The organism is Salipaludibacillus aurantiacus, from assembly GCF_900111295.1.
Lineage (GTDB): Bacteria > Bacillota > Bacilli > Bacillales > Salisediminibacteriaceae > Salipaludibacillus > Salipaludibacillus aurantiacus.
Genome location: NZ_FOGT01000018.1, coordinates 19,542 through 39,704, shown reverse-complemented (window position 1 = coordinate 39,704; position 20,163 = coordinate 19,542). Strand labels below are relative to the sequence as shown.

Annotated in this window: 18 protein-coding genes; 7 read left to right on the top strand and 11 right to left on the bottom strand. The window is 41.7% G+C overall.

The genetic code is table 11. The features are described from left to right. Nucleotides 1-14: 14 nt before the first annotated feature. From BMW59_RS17595 to BMW59_RS17575, 5 genes are all read right to left on the bottom strand, one after another. Entirely contained in the window at nt 15-203 is a 189-nt protein-coding gene (locus BMW59_RS17595) for a hypothetical protein (protein ID WP_093054941.1), read from the bottom strand. Nucleotides 204-419: 216 nt separating this feature from the next. Beyond that, nucleotides 420-2,732, bottom strand: coding sequence for a DNA translocase FtsK (locus BMW59_RS22300; protein WP_177174416.1), 2,313 nt, complete (start codon nt 2,730-2,732; stop codon nt 420-422). A 123-nt stretch (nt 2,733-2,855) separates the two neighbouring features. Then, nucleotides 2,856-3,665 carry a DUF1444 domain-containing protein gene (locus BMW59_RS17585; protein ID WP_093054939.1) on the bottom strand — a complete coding sequence of 270 codons (810 nt, stop codon included), beginning with the start codon at nt 3,663-3,665 and terminating at the stop codon, nt 2,856-2,858. A 134-nt stretch (nt 3,666-3,799) separates the two neighbouring features. Then, nucleotides 3,800-4,120 carry a thioredoxin family protein gene (locus BMW59_RS17580; protein WP_093054937.1) on the bottom strand — a complete coding sequence of 107 codons (321 nt, stop codon included), beginning with the start codon at nt 4,118-4,120 and terminating at the stop codon, nt 3,800-3,802. A gap of 12 nt (nt 4,121-4,132) precedes the next feature. Continuing rightward, the gene (locus BMW59_RS17575; protein ID WP_093054935.1) at nt 4,133-5,155 is read right to left on the bottom strand and encodes a PTS sugar transporter subunit IIC; all 1,023 of its coding nucleotides are present in this window, start codon (nt 5,153-5,155) and stop codon (nt 4,133-4,135) included. 169 nt (nt 5,156-5,324) lie between these two features. On the opposite strand from BMW59_RS17575, the gene BMW59_RS17570 reads away from it, so the two are divergent. Then, the gene (locus BMW59_RS17570) at nt 5,325-5,765 is read left to right on the top strand and encodes a YtoQ family protein (RefSeq protein WP_093054933.1); all 441 of its coding nucleotides are present in this window, start codon (nt 5,325-5,327) and stop codon (nt 5,763-5,765) included. Between the two features lie 375 nt (nt 5,766-6,140). On the opposite strand, the gene BMW59_RS17565 is transcribed toward BMW59_RS17570, so the two are convergent. Beyond that, nucleotides 6,141-6,656 (bottom strand): DUF84 family protein, encoded by a 516-nt coding sequence (locus BMW59_RS17565; protein ID WP_093054931.1) that lies wholly within the window; start codon nt 6,654-6,656, stop codon nt 6,141-6,143. Between the two features lie 145 nt (nt 6,657-6,801). Next, nucleotides 6,802-7,875, bottom strand: a complete 1,074-nt coding sequence (locus BMW59_RS17560) for a M42 family metallopeptidase (protein ID WP_093054929.1) — start codon at nt 7,873-7,875, stop codon at nt 6,802-6,804. A gap of 226 nt (nt 7,876-8,101) precedes the next feature. On the opposite strand from BMW59_RS17560, the gene BMW59_RS17555 reads away from it, so the two are divergent. Both BMW59_RS17555 and BMW59_RS17550 read left to right on the top strand, forming a co-directional pair. After that, nucleotides 8,102-8,425 (top strand): PepSY domain-containing protein, encoded by a 324-nt coding sequence (locus BMW59_RS17555; RefSeq protein ID WP_093054927.1) that lies wholly within the window; start codon nt 8,102-8,104, stop codon nt 8,423-8,425. A 448-nt stretch (nt 8,426-8,873) separates the two neighbouring features. After that, nucleotides 8,874-11,249, top strand: a complete 2,376-nt coding sequence (locus BMW59_RS17550; RefSeq protein ID WP_245733210.1) for a S8 family serine peptidase — start codon at nt 8,874-8,876, stop codon at nt 11,247-11,249. Nucleotides 11,250-11,297: 48 nt separating this feature from the next. Here BMW59_RS17550 and BMW59_RS17545 read toward each other — a convergent pair whose 3' ends face one another. Together BMW59_RS17545 and trmB are read right to left on the bottom strand one after the other, a co-directional pair. After that, on the bottom strand, nt 11,298-12,155 hold the full coding sequence (locus tag BMW59_RS17545; RefSeq protein ID WP_093055035.1) for a YtnP family quorum-quenching lactonase: 858 nt from the start codon (nt 12,153-12,155) through the stop codon (nt 11,298-11,300). 27 nt (nt 12,156-12,182) lie between these two features. Continuing rightward, nucleotides 12,183-12,824, bottom strand: a complete 642-nt coding sequence (gene trmB / locus BMW59_RS17540) for a tRNA (guanosine(46)-N7)-methyltransferase TrmB (protein WP_093054925.1) — start codon at nt 12,822-12,824, stop codon at nt 12,183-12,185. Nucleotides 12,825-13,018: 194 nt separating this feature from the next. On the opposite strand from trmB, the gene BMW59_RS17535 reads away from it, so the two are divergent. Beyond that, nucleotides 13,019-13,342, top strand: a complete 324-nt coding sequence (locus BMW59_RS17535) for a YtzH-like family protein (RefSeq protein WP_093054923.1) — start codon at nt 13,019-13,021, stop codon at nt 13,340-13,342. 78 nt (nt 13,343-13,420) lie between these two features. Beyond that, nucleotides 13,421-13,699: a YtzH-like family protein gene (locus tag BMW59_RS17530; protein WP_093054921.1), complete on the top strand. Its 279-nt coding sequence runs from the start codon at nt 13,421-13,423 to the stop codon at nt 13,697-13,699. An 84-nt stretch (nt 13,700-13,783) separates the two neighbouring features. Here BMW59_RS17530 and BMW59_RS17525 read toward each other — a convergent pair whose 3' ends face one another. Beyond that, the gene (locus BMW59_RS17525) at nt 13,784-14,569 is read right to left on the bottom strand and encodes a phosphotransferase family protein (protein ID WP_245733208.1); all 786 of its coding nucleotides are present in this window, start codon (nt 14,567-14,569) and stop codon (nt 13,784-13,786) included. 121 nt (nt 14,570-14,690) lie between these two features. Further along, nucleotides 14,691-16,802, bottom strand: a complete 2,112-nt coding sequence (gene pulA, locus BMW59_RS17520) for a type I pullulanase (protein WP_093054917.1) — start codon at nt 16,800-16,802, stop codon at nt 14,691-14,693. A gap of 297 nt (nt 16,803-17,099) precedes the next feature. On the opposite strand from pulA, the gene glgB reads away from it, so the two are divergent. Continuing rightward, the gene (gene glgB, locus BMW59_RS17515) at nt 17,100-19,019 is read left to right on the top strand and encodes a 1,4-alpha-glucan branching protein GlgB (RefSeq protein ID WP_093054915.1); all 1,920 of its coding nucleotides are present in this window, start codon (nt 17,100-17,102) and stop codon (nt 19,017-19,019) included. Next, nucleotides 19,020-20,162 carry a glucose-1-phosphate adenylyltransferase gene (locus BMW59_RS17510; protein ID WP_093054913.1) on the top strand — a complete coding sequence of 381 codons (1,143 nt, stop codon included), beginning with the start codon at nt 19,020-19,022 and terminating at the stop codon, nt 20,160-20,162. Nucleotide 20,163 lies beyond the last annotated feature (1 nt).

The window sequence follows — 20,163 nt, the reverse complement described above, 5'->3', positions numbered from 1 at the left end:
ATCCCTGCTTCGAATTAATGATAGAGGGTTTCTTTAGCGTATTCCTTAATCACAGCTTCCATAATTTCTGCGACATCTTCTTCATTTAATTTCTGTATCCCGTTACGCAATACAATAGACCGGGATCTTTCTTCCATTTTCAAAAGGTGAAGCCACTGCGGAGATACGTATTGAACCAAATTTTCCAAAGATACCTGTTGCATGAGAACATCCCTCCCTGGTTTAGTTCGATCTCGCGTGAATCGTGCTAGCCGACGAAATCGAGGAATTGAATCGTGCTGTAGTGCATTCTTCGCGGTTCTTCGTTCCCTTAAAAGCTCTCACGGATCTCTTACCTTATGAAATTGTGTGGAATATTATAAACAATACATACACATTGTATAAAAAAAGAAGCTGCATGTGTAGTATTAATTATCTTTTTATATATTCTCCTCTTTATAGTCATGGTTTGTCAAATAAACTTCACGGGGTTTACTGCCTCTTTGAGGAGAGACCAGTCCTCTCGCCTCCATATCGTCAATTAACCTCGCTGCTCGGTTGTACCCCATCCTGAAGCGGCGTTGTATAAGTGAAGCTGAAGCAGCCTGCTGTTCTGCGACAAACTCACATACTTCATCAAATAGCGGATCTTCTGTTTCCATAGGGGTCTGTTCCTTTAACTCGTCTATTTGAAACAGCTTACCAGGAGCCGGAGACTTGCTGACATAATCAACCACCCGCTCTATTTCATCATCAGAAACAAAGGTGCCCTGAACTCTTAACGGCTTTGAAGAGCCATTCTCCAGCATCAGCATATCTCCTCTGCCCAGAAGCTTTTCAGCACCACTTCCATCAAGGATCGTACGGGAATCTACCTGGGAAGAAACAGAGAACGCTACCCTTGTTGGTATATTTGCTTTTATCAAACCTGTTATAACGTCAACGGAAGGCCGCTGTGTAGCAACCAGCAAATGAATGCCGCAAGCCCTGGCCTTCTGTGCAATCCTGCAAATTGAGTCTTCTACTTCCTGTGGTGACACCATCATTAAATCTGCAAGCTCATCCACAACAATCAGGAGGTAAGGTAAAACAAATTTCTCATTACCGGATTTTTTCATTTTTTCATTATACCGGGAGATATCACGGGCTCCTGCTTTCGCAAATTTTTCATATCTGTTTTCCATTTCACTTACAGCCCACTTGAGGCTTTTAGTTGCCTCTTTAGGGTCTGTAATTACCGGAGCCGCCAAGTGCGGCACCTCATTATAAGGAGCCAGTTCAACCATTTTCGGGTCAATTAACAATAAGCGCACCTCATCAGGGGCTGCTTTATATAATATACTTGTAAGAATGGAATTGACACACACACTTTTACCGGAACCTGTGGCCCCTGCAATCAGCCCATGCGGCATCTTTTGTAAATCAGTCACGATGGCTTCTCCTGATATTCCCATTCCCATGGCTGCACTCAATGGAGAAGTTTGCTTCTGAAAAGCGGCATCACGGAGAATTTCACTTAGATGCACAGGTTCAGCTACTTCGTTCGGCACCTCAATTCCAATAGCATTTTTTCCAGGAATAGGCGCTTCAATCCTGATTTCCCTCGCAGCAAGGCTCAGCTTTATATCATCTGAAAGATTTACTATTTTACTTACTTTAACACCTGGGTCCGGTTGAACTTCAAACCTTGTCACACTTGGTCCTTTAGTGACTTCCACCACTTTTGCGCGAATACGGAAATATTCAAACGTCTCATTCAGCTGCTGCGTTTTTTCCTCAAGCCACCGGTCATCCTCCAAAGACTTTTCTGCCGGGAGGTCAAGTAAGCTGAGAGGCGGGAATGCATAGCTGTTCCCTTGATTAAAATGATGTGAACCTTCGCTGATTGCAGCATTTTCTGCTGTGGCGGATGTTTCAGATAAATCGGGCTTATGACTGTTCTCAATCAGCCCGTCTCCACGGGAACTTCTCTTTTTGTGCAGCAGCCCGGCCAGCTCTTTTTCAGGGGCAGAAGAATCGGCTGATGTTTCTTCCTCTTCGTGAGCCCCGCCTTCTGATCTTTCGCTTCCTTGATGTCCCTGAATCTTTGATATTCCTTTCTCATTAGGTGTGTAGTCTTCTTCAGAAACAAAAGTGATATCACTTAACCCGTAAGAGAAGTCTTCACTATCTGCGGGTTCTGTTTCTCTCTGAACCGCCACCTCTTTTTCCTGGACTGAAGGTTTAGCCGGCTCTCTTGTCATTTCAGTCTCCTGTATAAGTGTTTCCTCAGTATCAGCAGAGCCTGCAGCTTCTTCATTTTTGTCTTCTTCCCGTTTTTCTTTTTTAGAATTACGCTTCTCTTCGCGGGGGTGAAACCCGTAAACTGGCGAAGGAATCATTTGGGGTTTAAAATGTTCTCCCTGAAACTTCTTTTTAGGTTGTCTTTCATCCTGTGCCCCTTTTTGTTCTTTCTGTTCTTTCTGTTCTTTTTTCCTTGTAAATTCAGAAACATCAGGTTCCGGACCAGAGTCTTTATTTTGTTTCAATGCAGGGGGTTCGGGAGATTCATCCTCTATGAGAGGGAAACGAAACGTTCCCTTTTTAGGATACTGGTGTATCATTTTTACATCATATTCTTCTTTATTAATAACTTGTTTATGAGGAATGTGAATCATCCTCTTTTTATTTTCAGTTGCCGGTTCATACTTTTCTTCATCCGGAAACATCCATTGTTTTAATTTAGAAAAATACTCGTTCCAGTTTTTTTTCATATTGATCACCTATTTTCCAATTAGAAATGCAAAATTATTATTTCAGGATAAAGAAAAAGAACCACCAGAAGGGCGATTCTTTATTATCTTACTTAATAATAACTTTTGTGAACAGATAATTCATCAATCTTTTTTCGTCTCTTTCGGCTTTTTCTGTGCAAGTATAAAGATAGGCTCTAGTTCTCCGTCCTCATACATAAACGGTAGTGCCGTAATAGGTACTCTTCCTTCCGAGAAAAACTGAAAAACCATCTGGGCAAGGACATCGTACCCGGTTTCATTTTGAATATCCCCGAAAATAAGGACATCGTGGTGAGGTACTGCTGCGGTTAACTGTCCGTGAACTTTTTCATCCATTTCTTTAAGCAGAGATTCATTCAGAATTCTGCTCGCATCGTAGCCATCATCCATACTCAGAAAATAAAAAGTATTCCCTGCCACTTTGTCCTCTTTCATTGTGTGCTTCAAGGACCGTAGATTAAACTGGGCAGCTTCCTGAACTTCATTTAAGGTTTTATTATCCTTTTCAAGCATGTTTTCGTCAATTAAGGAATATGACGTTCCCTGGTCTACGGCGTAAAATACTCTCGTTTCCGCGGTATGGTCTGCATACACTAATTTTCTTCCATCTTTTGTTTCAGTAGGAAAAGACGTGGCCCTGATCACAGGAAAAATATGGCGCTCATTCCCTGCGAGGTTGACTTCGGCAGTTAAAAGTCTTAACCCTTCTTTGATCGTTTTCATTGTCTCCTGTAATACCTGGTCTTTATTTTCGTTCATTTTAGGGCCAAGGTTTCCTAAATTAATTGTAACACCTTTATCTACCCGCTTATCTATAATTCTTAAAGTTTCCTGCTCTCTGTCGAAAGAAGTGATCCAGTTTTCATTATCCAGTTGTTTTTCAATTTCACGCTTTAATTGAATCGGTTTCATTAGTTCTTCCCTCCAGTACATTTGTATTTTACCATGGGAAACGATCAACTCCAATTTCTCTGCTTATTCCAAGGCAAAGGCAGTGACCGGGCTCTCAGTAATAAAGCAGCTCGTTACGGAGCTGCTCTGCAGGATTATTTCTGTTTAGCTTCCTGTATAAAAGTATCAATTTCCTCTTTCGTTTTACGATCCTTGCTCACAAACCGGCCGGCCTCTTCACCATTTTTAAAAACAATAAAACTTGGAATACCGAAGATATCTAACTCCTGGCACAGTTCGATAAAATCATCCCGGTTAACTTTGTAAAATCCCAATTCAGAATGTTTTTCTTCCAGTTCAGGCATCACCGGATCTATCACCACACAGTCCGGGCACCAGCTTGCCGAAAACATCAGCACACTTCCCTTCTCCCTGATAACTTTACTGTAATGATCATGAGATGTAATTTGTTCCATCTTAATTCCTCCTTAAGATTTTTCGATTGTCATATCTCCATACTTAATCAGATTTTTTCTTCTCAGCCACTCTGAGAATAACAGACTAAGTAATGCCGGGCCAATAAAATGAAGCAAGAGAATACTCAAAAGAACCGGTGTTCCGCTCCCCATCGTATGAACCGTCATTATTTGCCCTACAAAGCCGCTCGTTCCCATGCCTGCTCCGGCTGCGTTATTTTCCATTACAAAAACCATTGTGGCAGCCGGGCCGAGTATGGCCGCGGATAAGGTGGGCGGAATAAGAATCAATGGGTTTTTAATCACATTGGCAATTTGCAGCATGGATGTACCTATTCCTAATGCCAGCAGACCGGCCCATCGATTTTCCCTAAAACTGCTTACTGCAAATCCGACCATCTGGGCAGCGCATCCTACAGTCGCTGCTCCTGCTGCTACCCCTTCCAGCTCAAGCATAAAAGCGATGGCAGCGCTTGAAATAGGCGCGGTTAATGCGAGACCCATCAGGGCGGCAACCAGTATTCCCATTACAAATGGTTGCTGCTCTGTCGCCCACATTATAAAGGAACCAAATTGCCGGATACCTCCTGCGATCGGCGGACCAATCGTTAAAGCCGTGCCGACACCAGCAGCTATTGTAACGAAAGGAGTGACGATAATATCCACTTTAGTTTCCTGAGAAACCATTTTACCAATTTCTGTTGAAATGAGGGCCGCCAGAAAACTCCCAGCAGGTCCTGCCATTTCCCCTCCTGAAGCCCCGCTTACGAGTGCTGCAAACAGAACAAGACGAGGCGCCCCAAGTCCGTAGGCAACAGCCGCTCCAATAGCCGGTCCGGAAAGACTCATGGCAGTCTCCCCCATCTGGACTAAAAGCTGGCCGCCCGGACGGCCCCCAAGCTGGGTACCTGCCGTTTCCATTATCAGCCCGATAATTAACGAGGAGAACAACCCTAAAGCCATATAACTTAATGCATTAATGACGTAGTTTTGAAAAGATGGTTCTATTCCTTTTCGTTTCAGAAATTCTTTCATCAGGAACTCCTTTCACTTCTTCACACCTGCTGTCCTGCATCTGTTGTTTATCGTTTATTATAATAACACACTCAATTACGGGTATGCTTGCCGTGAAAAATGTTTGTTTTTGTTTTTTTATTAATGGGAAAATTGTAGAATGTAAGTAATGCTGATAAGGAGGTATAAGATGGAATTAACTGTTTATTTAGCTGGCCAAATCCACGATAACTGGCGGGAGGAAGTGAAAGAAAAAGCGAAATCCAAAAACCTCCCTGTCTCTTTTACCGGTCCTATGGAGAATCATGACCGCTCTGATAACATAGGAGAAGAGATTCTTGGAGAGCAGCCCGACAACATATACAAGGATGAAGCAGCTTCTAAAATTAACAATTTACGAACGCGAGTTTTACTGGAAAAATCTGATGTTGTTATTGCTCTTTTCGGAGAAAAGTACAAGCAGTGGAACAGTGCCGCAGATGCTGCCGCCGCTGTTGCATTAAATAAACCGCTCATACTTGTCAGACCTAAAGAACTTCACCACCCGCTAAAAGAACTCTCGGAAAGAGCCCAGGTTACAGTAGAAAATACTGATCAGGCCCTGCAGGCTCTCTCATATATTTTTGAGTAGTAAAAGAACGAAGCTGAGACAAAAGAATAGTAATCATAAAGAAAGCCGAACAAATCTTATGATTTTTGTTCGGTTTTTCGCTTTTGTAACTTCTGATGAATAGTAGTCATTTCAGTCCGCCAGGCGGACGCTTGCCCAGGGGCTTGTCTTCAGCTAAATTCAACTCAGCCTGGAGCTTCGTTGAATTGGATCTTCAGACTGCGCTTAATCCCTCGGGCGTCGCCGCCTTCTGTCCTTCAATCAAAAGAGCCTGAGGCTTTTTAATATGTGGTAAAACTAAAAGTGACCCACGTTTCAAACTGTCTGATAAAATTATTGTTCGTCTTTTACAAACTTGTTTTTAGTTTTGTCCCGGCCTCGTTTTTTGAGTACTTATCAGTATGTAAGAAATTTTTCATACTGCCCTTTAAGCATCAAATTAATATGGACAAACATTTCTGAACGGGTAATGTGTCCATTAGTCAGTATCCCGATTGCACCTTCTTTTTTACGGGTGTCTCGCTGCTTCGTATATATATCCATTACTTCTCCTAATTCTAGTCCGTCCTGAAGGAGCTTTACGACAGATTCAGGCAGAGGTACTCTTGCTCCTCCGGCCAAATACACCCCGCCTTGTTCAGTGACCAGAGCCCCCCAGTTACATAAATACAAGCCTTTATTAAGAGTCATTATTCCTCCTTCAAGACCGAGAGCTAATTTTCCATCGGTTTTGGCTATTAAATATCTTGCTCTGTTCACAGCTCCCTGCATTGTTTCTTCGTCTGAAGCAGGTTGACTCGATACGCCCGAAGGAGCCGAAACACCTCGTATTTCAAAGTCTTTACCGAACACTTCTTTGACCGATGCTATTTTAGCCGGATTTTCAGAACCGACATACAATCCTTTTTCCATCACTCCAAGCCCCCTTTCTTTTTTCCAGCATCTGGGGGGTCTGACCCCTAATGTTATTCGCCTAAGACATGTCACCCCCTGCCGATTACAGCCAAAAGAAAATCCCGATCAGCTGTCGGGATTTTCAGGATACGATAATCGTTATTTATACGTTATCCCGGATGGTTTTTAATGTCGTTTCGTCCGTCTGTCTTACAAGGGTGGTAATCAGTTCTTTGGCAGCGGCATAATCATCCACATGAATCATTGAAGCAGCGGTATGGATATACCTTGAGCAGATGCCTATTACCGCTGAAGGGACACCGCTGTTGGAAATATGCACCCTGCCGGCATCTGTGCCGCCCTGGGAAATAAAGAACTGGTATGGAATCTTGTTCGTTTCTGCTGTATCGAGAATGAACTCTCTCATGCCCCGGTGAGTGATCATTGTACGATCAAATATTCTTAATAATGCCCCTTTGCCAAGGTGGCCGAAAGCATCTTTCTCACCTGATGCGTCATTTGCAGGACTTGCATCGAGAGCATAAAAGATATCGGGCTTAATCATATTAGCGGCAGCCTGAGCCCCGCGCAGCCCAACTTCTTCCTGAACCGTCGCTCCTGAATATAATATATTAGGAGTCTTCTCATCTTTAAGTTCTTTTAAAAGTTCAATCGACAGACCGACACCATATCTGTTATCCCAGGCTTTGGCCAGAATTTTTTTATCATTAGCAAGCGTCTCCATTGGACAAACCGGCACAATCTGCTGGCCCGGTTTAATACCGATTCTCTCCGCATCTTCCTTATTGTCCGCCCCTATATCTATATACATGTTCTTAATTTCCATTGGCTTATTTCTCTTCACCTCATCTAACAGATGTGGTGGGATAGAGCCTACAACCCCTGTGACAGGGCCATTATCAGTTATAATTTGAAGTCGCTGTGCAAGAAGGACCTGGCTCCACCAGCCGCCTAAAGTCTGAAAACGGATCAGCCCTTTTTCATTTACAGACGTGACCATAAAGCCTACTTCATCCATATGGCCGGCAACCATAACTTTAGGGCCTGTTCCATTTCCTTTTTTAACTCCAAAAACCCCTCCAAGGCGGTCCTGGATCACTTCATCACTGTATTGTTCCAATTCTTTTTTTACATATGCCCGGACTTGATGTTCAAAACCGGGTGCCCCCGGAAGCTGTGTTAATGTTTCAAACATTTTGTATGTTTCACTGTTCATATCTTTTCAATCTCCTTCCCTGAAAATTGTTATGTAAGCTATTTTTATTTTAACGAATTGTCTGAATGGTTTCCACTTTTTTCGGTAAACGAAATAATTATCTCTCTCATGAAAATTATCTTTTATGAAAAAATAAACTGGAAGATTGGCTTTTATTATTAGTTTCGATATACTAATATTGGGAACTAGAACTACAGAAGTATATTTTTAGAAAGAGGTGTGCTTTATGGGTTGGAAACGTTTCGCAGCTGGTGTTGGCGCAGGGGTCGCAGTGACTATACTGGCTAAAAATCAATTGGAAAAGACAGATGGAAAATTATCACCGGAAAAAGCACTGAAATCGGTTAAACGAAAAACGACACATCTTGGAACCATTGAAGGGTCATGGGTACATATGATTACCGAGGAGTTTGAACAGGACCAGCTCGTCTATGATGTTTACCGAGGCGGGATTACATGTTCAGATGAGAACGGTAAAATGGCAGCCTATGAATTCTTTGTAGATGCTTCAACTGGTGCAGTCCTCGCTTTGAATAAACAGGAAGATTAACTCTCTTTTCTCCTGCCGGAGTTTTCCGGCAGGCTTTTTTATTTAAAAGGCCTATCTTAAATTAAATCGATCGGCCTATTTCTTTTTTTTGCTATTTAATAACCTCCCTTAATATTTAATTTTCTTCATTTTCATCAAATGTTTTTTTCATTTCTCCCGTAAATATTTCATTTTTTTATTTATTTTTCAGAACTTTCATACTATACTAACCTTTCATTTCAACCGTGAAAAAACAGACCTAAAGACCCAAAAAGCTGTTACATCGCTATTTATAAGAATTTGTTATAGTTTGTAAAATTCAGAATAATAATCCAATTGTTTCAAGAAAAAAATCTCGTTTTACGAAATAATTTATAGAGAGAGTTTTTTCCAGCTCTCGTATACATAACCAATTTCTGGAGGTGACTTTTTTTCAGTTTCCGTCAAATAATATTTAGGAGGGGTCTTTTTGAAAAGTTTTTTACAGAAAAAAGCAGCTTTAATGATCATGGTCCTGGTGTTGCTTGCATCCGGTTTTACTCAGACTGGACAAGCGTCTGGACAAAATTCAGACAGTCTTGGAGAACTCAAAGGAACCTATGATTTTAATTCTTCTGAAGAGATTACAGTAATGGTTCAGCTTGATGAACCTTCTATAACTGAAGCGAAACATAAAGGGCTCGCTCAGTCTGAAGCTAACCTGAAAAAGAACCGTGAGCAGTTAAAGAGTGACATTGCAGCTCTTATTCCAGACAGTGAAGTTGAAAGAGAATATGACCATTTATTCTCAGGTATTGCGTTAACTTTATCTGAAAAAGAAGTGCTGCAGTTAACTGAATTGGACGGAGTTCAGGCGATTTATCCGTCTGTGACTTACCAAGCTACAGAATTTTCTCCTGAAAAAATCTCTAGTGAGGAATTTTCTCCTGAAATGATGGACAGTGCTCCTTTTATTGGAGCTGATGAAGCCTGGGAAAGCTTAGGAATTACAGGTAAAGGTGTGACAGTAGCCATCATTGATACAGGTGTTGATTATACACACCCTGACTTGGCTCATGCTTTTGGAGACTACAAAGGTTATGACTTTGTCGATAACAATGACGATCCTCAGGAAGGGGAAGGTCAGTACCACGGTACACATGTAGCAGGAACCGTTGCTGCTAACGGAAACATTAAAGGGGTTGCACCTGACGCCAGCCTGCTTGGCTACCGTGTTCTTGGACCGCAGGGCGGTACGACAGCTGATGTCGTAGCAGGTATCGAATTAGCTGTTAAAGACGGTGCTGATGTCATGAACCTGTCTTTAGGAAATACAGTAAACGACCCTGACTGGGCTACGTCTATCGCTCTTGACTGGGCAATGGCTGAAGGCGTAGTAGCTGTAACTTCAAACGGAAACAGCGGGCCTAACAACTGGACTGTCGGTTCTCCTGGTACGAGCCGCGATGCCATATCAGTTGGTGCCACCCAGCTACCTTATAATCTATACGAAGCCGACCTTTTTACAAGTGAAGATGTTGAATATCCGACAGCAAAAGTAATGGGCTTCAATGATGATGAGGAGCTTCTGGCATTAGACGGAGAATCGTATGAATTCGTCGATGCCGAGCTTGGCAGAGTTGGAGACTTTGACGGCGTAGATGTAGAAGGCAAGATTGCTTTAATTAAGCGTGGAGATATTCCTTTCGTTGAGAAGGCTGAGAACGCCGCTGCTGCTGGAGCTGTTGGGGCCATTATCTTCAATAACGGTGAAGGCGAAATACCGTTCGTTATTCCTGGTATGGCCGTGCCAACACTAAAGTTGGACGATGTTGATGGCCAGAAAATGGTTGACGAATTGAAAGCCGGAAACAATGAAGTCACTTTTGATATTCAATTCGACCGGGAAGTTGGAGAAACTGTCGCTGAGTTCTCTTCAAGGGGTCCAGCGTATGCGACGTGGATGATTAAGCCTGATGTCTCTGCTCCAGGTGTCGATATTGTAAGCACATTCCCTGGAGAAAGTTATGCCTCTTTACAAGGTACAAGCATGTCAGCGCCTCATGTAGCAGGAGCTGCAGCACTTTTATTAGAGAAAAACCCTAACTGGGGAACTGATAAAGTTAAAGCTGCCTTAATGAACACAGCTGAATCAATTTATGACGAAAATGGGAATGTTTATCCTTTTAATACTCAGGGAGCCGGCAGTATTCGCGTGGTTGAAGCTCTGACTGCTGAAACGCTTGTAAGCCCTGGATCACATTCTTTCGGCGTCTTCGATAAAGAAAAAGGCCGCCAGACAGAAAGACAGCATTTTGAAGTCATGAATTTGTCTGAAGAAGGAAAAAGATACTCAATTGACGTAGACATCTACGATGGAGATAAACATATTAAAGTAAATACGAGTAATAACCTGAATGTTAAAGCAGGGGGAACCCAAAAAGTTAACATGAACGTTCAAGTTAACGCAGGCGTACTTGAACCTGGCTATTATGAAGGAATGATCACTCTTTCCCGCGGTAATGAAGTGATTGAAGTGCCTACCATTCTCTTTGTGATGGATCCTGATTACCCTCATTTAAGCTACGGCGGAATCACTTCTGTCACTGAAGATGGAAGCATAGAGTTTTATATGAACCTTAACCGTGATGTAGATTATGCAGAAATGTATATCTTCACTGCCGGATTTGCTCCTGTAGCATATGTTGATACATTCGGCCCTCTCTCTCAGGGAGACCACGATTTAACATTGGACGCTTCAGGCGTTTATGATAACCTTGATGCTGGTGACTATGCACTTGTTGCCTTCATCGGCAAGGGAGATGTTGAAGAAGGATACGTGATTGGTAACTTCACAAAAGAGTAAGCTAATCAAAAAACTGCTCCTGGGCTTTAAGGCCCTGGAGCAGTTTTTCTATTCGTTGCTTCGGTTTCTTTCAACACTTTCCAGTAATTCTTTCCCTGACTTATCCCATCTGACCGCTCTGTATTTATGGTCATGATAGAAAATAAACCAGGATTCTTTTTCAATGGCCGGCAAAACGTATTCCTGTTTTTTGGCTATCGAGTCCATAGGGTAATCATCGTAGGCGAGTACCCACAGGACATTCTGATGAGCATGAGTGGGCATAATATCCGCCATATGCCAAAGCTCTTTGCCGCCTCGTGAAATATGAAGAATACAATGGCCGGCACTGTGACCCCCGGTATGAATAAGTTTTATTCCGGGAACGGCTTCATAATCAGATTTAAACGTTTCGACCTGGCCGGCAATGCCTTCCCAGTTTTCTTTGAAATACGTATTTTTAGATCTTATATTAGGATGCTTCATTTCTTCCCACTCTGTCTCCTGCACATGTATGACAGCGTTTGGGAAAGAAGAGACCAGTTCATCACCTTTCCATTCAGTCAACCCGTTGGCATGATCAAAGTGCATATGTGTCATGAGGACATCGTCTATGTCATTTTTTGTTAATTCTAATTGGCCCAGGCACTCATCCAGCTTAGATTCCTGTGTAATGCCAAAGTTTTTCTTTGCTTTCTCCGACAGTTTTCCATTACCTATTCCTGACTCTAATAAAATATTCTTCCCATCAGCTTGAATAAGGAGAGGATCGCTCCTTAATGTAATTTGATTGTTCTCATTTGGAGGGTATTTTCTGGACCAGAGAGGCTTAGGCACCACGCCGAACATAGCTCCTCCATCCATGTGGGTGACACCGCCGTTTAACCACGTCAGTGTCACACCCTCTCCCACTTTAAACTGTTCCAACGCCATATCCATCCCGCCTTCCGAAGATTATTTTCTTAAGCTTGCTTCCAGCCGGTAAATCCTCATTCCTTTTTTTGAAAATTTTTCTTCATATTCTGTCATGATATTGCCCTCTATGTCACTCTTATGTAAGTCGAGACTTACATTGTTAAGCTGGAAACCGAATTGAGTCATACTCTCAAGGGAGTATTCAAACAGCTCTTGGTTATCTGTTTTAAAATGAATCTCTCCATCTTTTTTTAAAACATTTCTATATTTAACTAAAAAATTTTCATGCGTTAACCTTCTTTTTGCATGCTTATTTTTAGGCCAAGGATCAGTAAAGTTAATGTAAATCCGATCCACTTCTCCTTCTTCAAAAAAATCAGTCAGTTCTTGGACATCTTCCTGGAGTAAAAGGACATTCGGTACTGGATTTTCTAAAAGCCGCTCCACCCCTGTCACGATCACACTCTCATATTTCTCTATACCGATAAAATTAACTTCTGGATGAACTCTTGCCATTTCTGTCACAAACCGGCCTTTCCCGCTGCCTACCTCTACATGCAAAGGACCGTCATTGCCAAACTTTTCTTTCCATCTTCCATGCCACCCGGCCGGTGAACCTTCTACAATTTCCGGATGTGATTTTAAAAAATCTTCGGCCCAGGGCTTATTTCTTAAACGCATATCAGTTTTCACACTCCATTATTATCCATCATCTAAAAACTACAAAATAAGAATATCATAAATAACCAATTACGTCAGACGGCTTTTAATAAATAAAACTTTAAAATGTATAGAATTATGTGTAAATTTTCCAGCAAAGGGAACATAATAACAAGATATTTGCTGAAACTCACTTCTTAAAGGAGGAATTAAATATGGTCAGTTATCAGATTTTGGAACAATTACAATCACTTGTAAAACAACTGAAAGAAAAGGAAGAGGGTACTAAAGATGAAATAAATAAAATAGAAGGAATAATTAAAAGTTTAAAAGAAGAACCACTAAACGAGAATTTTTCAGGGACGATTCAGGAGATTGATGCTTTTATAGAAACTGCAAAAGAAAGCAAGGAAACGAATGAATTAATTAAATATCACAAACTGAATCTCTCCCGTTGGACAGAAGAGTTATCTTTATTAATTGACGGAGGCGGAAAGGTTACTTTTGATTATGAACAGCGTAAAGGAAGAGAAATTTAAACTGTTTGTATAAAATTTCTGTTTTTCCACATCCTTTGTCCATAGGAGACTCTTTCTAATGGAAAGGATGATTAATGAATGTCTATCAGTTATCACCATCAACTTGAGCTTTTAAAAGACATACTTGGAAATCAGCAAAGCGAGCATTACGGGTCCCATGATGAATTTCACCAGCTTCAAAGTCTGGTCAATTCCCTTATGCAAAACGGGGCTATATCGGCAGAACTCAAAGAATTGCTGCTGTCTGTTGAGCAATATGCTTATCAGCACGATAAAGAAGGCCAGCATTCAACTGTCTCTTCTGCTGACTTAAATTCGTGGATTCAACAGGTCGACAGTATTAACCGTACTGAGTAATCATTACAAGATAAATAGGCATCTAAACAAAATACGGCAAAAAAGAACCTGGGCATAAATCACACCGTGATTGCCAGGTTCTTTTTAACTCGTATGATGGCCTGCTTCATGAAGAATAGTGTGTAATAACTCCGACCACTTAGCAATATCATTAAATTCATTTCGCTGCCAGTACCAAAGAATGTTCTCAATACACTGGCCTACCATATACCATTGCATACGTTTAACGAGGTCTTTTGTGATATCGACACCATAAGTGCCAAGCCAGGACTCCCAGTCTTTCTTCGGAATATAAACGTATAATAATGGAGCTAAATCTAAAGCAGGGTCAGCAACCTGGGCACAATCCCAGTCAATTAAATAAAGATGGTTTTCACTGTTGCTGATCCAGTTATTATGGTTAACATCTGCGTGACAGACCACATAATTGTCTTCACTATACTCTGGAAGGTTATCCTCCAGCCATTTTAAGGCCTCTCTTACGAAAGGATCTTGTATATTAATTTCATCGCTTTTTCTGCTGACTTTATAATGAATGTGCTCAGGGGTCAGCGGATGGTTTCCCATTCTCTTGAACATATCAAGTAAATCCCTGGACTGATGGATCTTGGATAATAAAGAGGCTACACGATCATTGTTCATCTCGTAAGATTTTAATTCTCGCCCGTCCACCCACCGCTGAGCAGTGATCACATCTCCGTTTTCAAGGCGTTTTGTCCATAATAGTTTAGGAACAATCCCTTCCGCGGAAAGAACGGCCAAAAACGGTGAAGAATTACGTTTTATAAATATTTTCTGATCCCCTTGTTCAGCAACATAAGCCTCACCGGTAGCACCACCGGCAGGCCTAAGCTGCCACCCTTCACCCATGAAATGTTCCAATCGTTTCACCCTCATTTTCTTTCATAGCTTTAATCCTATGTCTAATCTCTGCTTCTCTACAGGATTAAAAGTCTTTTACTATTGTAAATAAGATTTGCTGTTTCTTCAACTAAAGTCTTGATTTTTTTGTGACGATCAGCTCATAAGGCTCCACTTCTGTAAATTCTCCTTTAATAACAGAGTTTGACCGGAAATCCTTACCTTTACTGGACAAAAGTATTTTCCAGCTTCCGGGTGACGGGAGTTTCAGCTGATAACGTTTTTTTGTTGGATTTACAAACACACAAAAGTCGAATTCCTTCCCAAGCAGCGTATATCCAAATACAGGTGCTGGTGTCGCCAGCACATGAAGCCGCCTGGTTATTTCGGGGGCCGATCTGATTCTAAAAACAGGATATTTGTTCCGGATAGTTAATAAGTCCCTGACATATTGAATATGTTCATTATTTAATTCTCTCTCAGACCAATCCAGCTGATTTACCAAATCGCCGGAAATATAGCTGTTTCCATCTCCATTTTTCGAACGGAACCATTCCTGCCCCGCATGAAGAAACGGGATACCCTGACTCAGTACCGTCAACCCTGTCGCCAGTTTGTGCATTTCCATCCTGTCTAACTCATTCTCATTGGAATTGGTGATTAGCAGCCGGTCCCATAGTGTATGGTTATCATGGCATTCCACATAATTAACTGTTTGCGTTACATCTTGAACGAAAGGAGGGTGGCCTTCCCCGGTCATGCATGATCCTTTAACAAGGTGGGACAGCCTTTCAATAAACCTCCCCTTTCCATTAATGTAACCATAGTCATTAAAATCAAACAGGCTTCCCTTTAACGAATCGCGAAATAAGTCGTTAAAGAAATGAACATCCGGGATCTGCCCAGACTGGAAATTCGTTGCCTTTCTTGTACTTTCAAGCGCAGTGGGCAATTCCCATCCTTCTCCTAAAAGCATGACAGGCCTGTTTTCTTCCTTGCACCGTCTTGAAATCTCTTTCATCGTGTCAATATCCATAGCTCCCATTAAATCAAATCGGAACCCGTCTACTCTGTATTCTGACAACCAGAAATCGATTGTATCCAATATTAACTTCTTTACCATGTTTCTTTCAGTTGCTAAATCGTTGCCGACGCCCGTCCCATTGCTTAAAGAGCCATCAAGGTGATAGCGGAAATAATAGCCGGGTACAAGCTTCTCCAACGGCGATTCTTCCATAATAAACACGTGGTTGTAAACCACATCGATGATGACTGAAAGTCCTTTAAGGTTAAAGGACTTAATCAATTGTTTCAGCTCGGTTATTCTACTATACGGATCCGATGGGACTGTACAGTAGCTCCCTTCAGGGACTTGATAAAATAAAGGATCATACCCCCAGTTATACCCGCTTTCCGGTCTGTAATCATCCACTCTTGCGAAATCATTAACTGGAAGAAGCTGGACGTGAGTGACCCCCAGCCCTGCAATGTAATCAAGCCCTGTCGTATACCCATTACCTGTTTTTGTCCCTGATTCAGCCAGCCCTGTATACTTTCCTTTAGCAGCAGCCCCGCTCTCCTCATGGATCGTAGCATCCCTTATATGAACTTCGTAAATTGAACTGTCCTGTAAATGTCCTAATTCAGGTTTAGGGTACGTACGGAAGTGCTCCGGGTCTGTCTTCCCAAGGTCAGCCACGACTGCTGAGGTGCTGTTAGCTGTTAAAGCCTTAGCATAAGGATCAGATGCTTCAACCACTTCCCCATTGACTTTGGCAGAAAATGAGTATGCTGCAGTTTCACAATTCCCAGCCACTGTATGTTCCCAAACACCATTACCTTTCCTGTTCATAGGATAAGAGACTTTATTGAGATTAAGTGTCATTTCGACAGCCACCGGGCTCCATACTCTGAAAGTTGAACTTTCGGGCTTGTAAATTGCTCCAAGCATTTCCTCCGAAGCATTGAATAAATCGTCAAACCATTTCGTCCGGACTACTTCACCTGCATATACTGGAGCAATAACCTCTTTACATTCCAATACCATTTCTGCTCCAAACGGCAGATCCTCTGTTGAATGCAAAATAACCCGGTTCTCGTCCACGTGATCTGCGTATAAAGGAATAAGTATATCATTTCCCATGATAACTGCCTCATCTCCTGAATGGATTGACCGTCCGGCCCCCTCTCCTTTCAGCTCGACACATTTCCGATCTTCTATCCATGCTGTCATATAATCCATGGTGTATTATCCCTCATTTCTGCATCCTACCATTTATTTAAACGAACTTTGAAAAGCAGTATTCTCTATTATACCTCATCCTTAATTAAGTACAATCTTTGTGAAAACCCTTTCTTTAAAATAGTTCTTAAAAATGTTGAAAAACTCGCACAATTTTAACTTTTTTTAAGTTATATTAGAGGAACCTGGCATACTAAAAGAGAAATAATTTATGACAGGGCGCTACTCATATTTATTCTCTTGCACATTAATTTGCTTCATTTATTTCAGGTCACTTTTTAAGAAAGGAACATGTTGATGGATTATAACCTGTCACCCCAAGATATTTACTTGTTTCATCAAGGAACCCATTACCACAGTTACAAGCTGTTGGGCTGCCATGAAATTAAATGGAAAAATAAAATAGGCTACCGCTTCGTTGTATGGGCTCCAAACGCGTCCGCTGTCTCTGTAGTCGGAGATTTTAATAACTGGGACGGTACGGACTCTCCTCTAAAACGTGTGAATAAAGAAGGTCTCTGGGCAGGCTTTTTATCTGACATTCCACCGGACAGCCCTTATAAATACGAAATCATCCATGCCAGCGGGAAACGCCGATTAAAATCCGATCCTTACGCGGTCCATTCGGAACTGCGCCCTGCCACTGCCTCATTAACTCCGGGCAATGCCCCCCCTTATAAATGGAAGGATAAAAAATGGCAGGAAACCAAAAAACACTATAACCCTTACAAATCTCCTGTAAATATTTACGAAGTCCACTTAGGGACATGGAGGAAGAAACCTGACGGTAAACTGTACACTTACAGGGAACTCGCAGATGAACTCATCCCGTATGTAAAAGATTTAGGATATACGCATATCGAAATCATGCCCATCAGCGAACATCCATATGACCTTTCCTGGGGTTACCAGATCACAGGATATTATTCGGTAACGAGCCGTTACGGCAAACCTGATGACTTTAAATATTTCATAGACCAATGTCACCAGGAGGGCCTCGGCGTTATTTTAGACTGGGTACCCGGTCATTTCTGTAAAGACGATCACGGCTTGAGGCAGTTTGATGGAGAGCCTCTTTTTGAATATGCCGATCCCAGAAAGTCCGAAAAGACGTCATGGGGAACGCTCACATTTGATTTCGGCCGTCAGGAAGTCCAAAGTTTTTTGATTTCTAATGCCGTTTACTGGCTAAAAGAATTTCACATAGACGGGATCCGCGTCGACGCAGTAGCAAGCATGCTGTCTTTGAATTTTGATAAAAACGAAGATGAAGAAAAAGTTTACAATTCGTATGGAGGAGATGATCACCTTGAAGCTTTTGCTTTTATAAAGAAACTGAACCAGGTCGTTTTCGAATATTTTCCTTCTGTCTTAATGATGGCTGAAGACAGCTCGGATCTCCCCTTGGTAACTGCCCCAACACACAGCGGTGGACTTGGTTTCAATTTTAAATGGAATATGGGCTGGATGAATGACATGCTTGAGTATATGGAGCATGATCCTCTTTACCGGAAATGGCACCATAACTTATTAACTTTTTCATTTATGTATATTCACACTGAAAACTTCGTGCTGCCTCTGTCACACGATGAAGTAGTGCATGGAAAACGCTCGCTGTTAAATAAAATGCCCGGAGACCAGTGGCAGCAATTTGCAAACCTGCGCCTGTTATACGGCTATATGATGGCTCACCCCGGGAAAAAACTCTTATTTATGGGAGGTGAGCTTGGCCAATATGCAGAGTGGAAAGATAAAGAACAATTAGACTGGCATTTAACTGATTACCCATTCCATCAAAGTATGTTTACTTATGTAAGAGAACTGAATAAATTTTACCAATCTCACCCTGCTCTTTTTGAACTGGATCACGATCCTGAAGGCTTCAAGTGGATTGACCCTCATAACATTGATCAAAGTACAGTCGCTTTTATTAGACAGGGCAAGAAGGACAGCGATCAGTTAATCATTATTTGTAATTTCACTCCTAATGTTTATCACGATTACAAAGTAGGCGTCCCATCCCCGGGCACATATGAAGAAATATTCAACTCCGATTCCGAAGAATTCGGCGGCTCCCATCAGGTTAGTGGAGACAAGCATTTTAGTTTTTCTGATAAGTGGCACAGTTTTGACAATCATATTAAAATCAGCATCCCCCCTTTAGCTGTAGCCATTTATAAAAAAATAGATAAAGAAAAAATTGAGGAGGAATCTTAAATGTCCAAAGAATGCGTAGGAATGCTCCTTGCAGGCGGAGAAGGCAAACGGCTCGGTTTGCTTACTAAAAACCTTGCAAAGCCTGCAGTCCCGTTTGGCGGCAAATACAGGATCATAGACTTCACATTGAGCAATTGTACAAATTCAAAAATTCATACCGTCGGTGTTTTAACCCAATATTCACCTATGATTTTAAATAAGCATATAGGCATCGGGAAACCTTGGGATTTGGACCGTCAACACGATGGTGTATCCATTTTGTCGCCCTTCACCGCCCAAAAAGGAGGCAGCTGGTATAAAGGGACGGCCGATGCCATCTCCCAAAACATGCAATTTATTGATCAGTTTGACCCTGAATATGTCCTGGTCATTTCAGGTGACCACATCTACCAGATGAACTATCAGAGGCTCATTGACCATCACAAAGAAAAACAGTCAGAAGCAACCATCTCAGTCATAGAGGTCCCTTGGGACGAAGCTTCGCGTTTCGGTATATTAAATACGAAAGAAAACCTTGAAATATATGAATTTGATGAAAAGCCCCAAAACCCTAAAAATAACCTGGCCTCAATGGGAATTTATATATTCAACTGGAAGACACTGCGCAAGTACTTAATAGACGATGAAGCGTCAGACAGTTCAAGCCATGACTTCGGAAAAGATATTATTCCAGCCATGCTTAATGACGGCTTACGCTTGTTCGCTTACCGTTTCCAGGGGTACTGGAAAGATGTTGGAACAATTAAAAGTTATTGGGAAGCGAATATGGACTTATTGGAAGAAGATTTATCCCTGTCTTTAAACTCCAAGGAATGGCGGACTTACTCTCATGATTCCAACTATCCGCCGCAATTTATTGAGCCTAATGCAGAAATAGATAATTCGCTCGTGAATTCAGGGTGCTGGATCAGCGGAACCGTTCAAAATTCAATTCTTTTTGAAGGCATAGACATAGGTGAAAATACTTTAGTTAAAGAATCTATTCTCCACCCCAGCGTGAAAGTCGGCAACAATTGCACTATAAACAGGGCAATTGTTATGGAAAAAATAACCATCCCTGACGGGACTGTTATTAATGGTGAAGAGTATGATGAACCTGTCGTCATAAGTTCAGAGAACATTGAAAAATTTGTAACGGAATAAT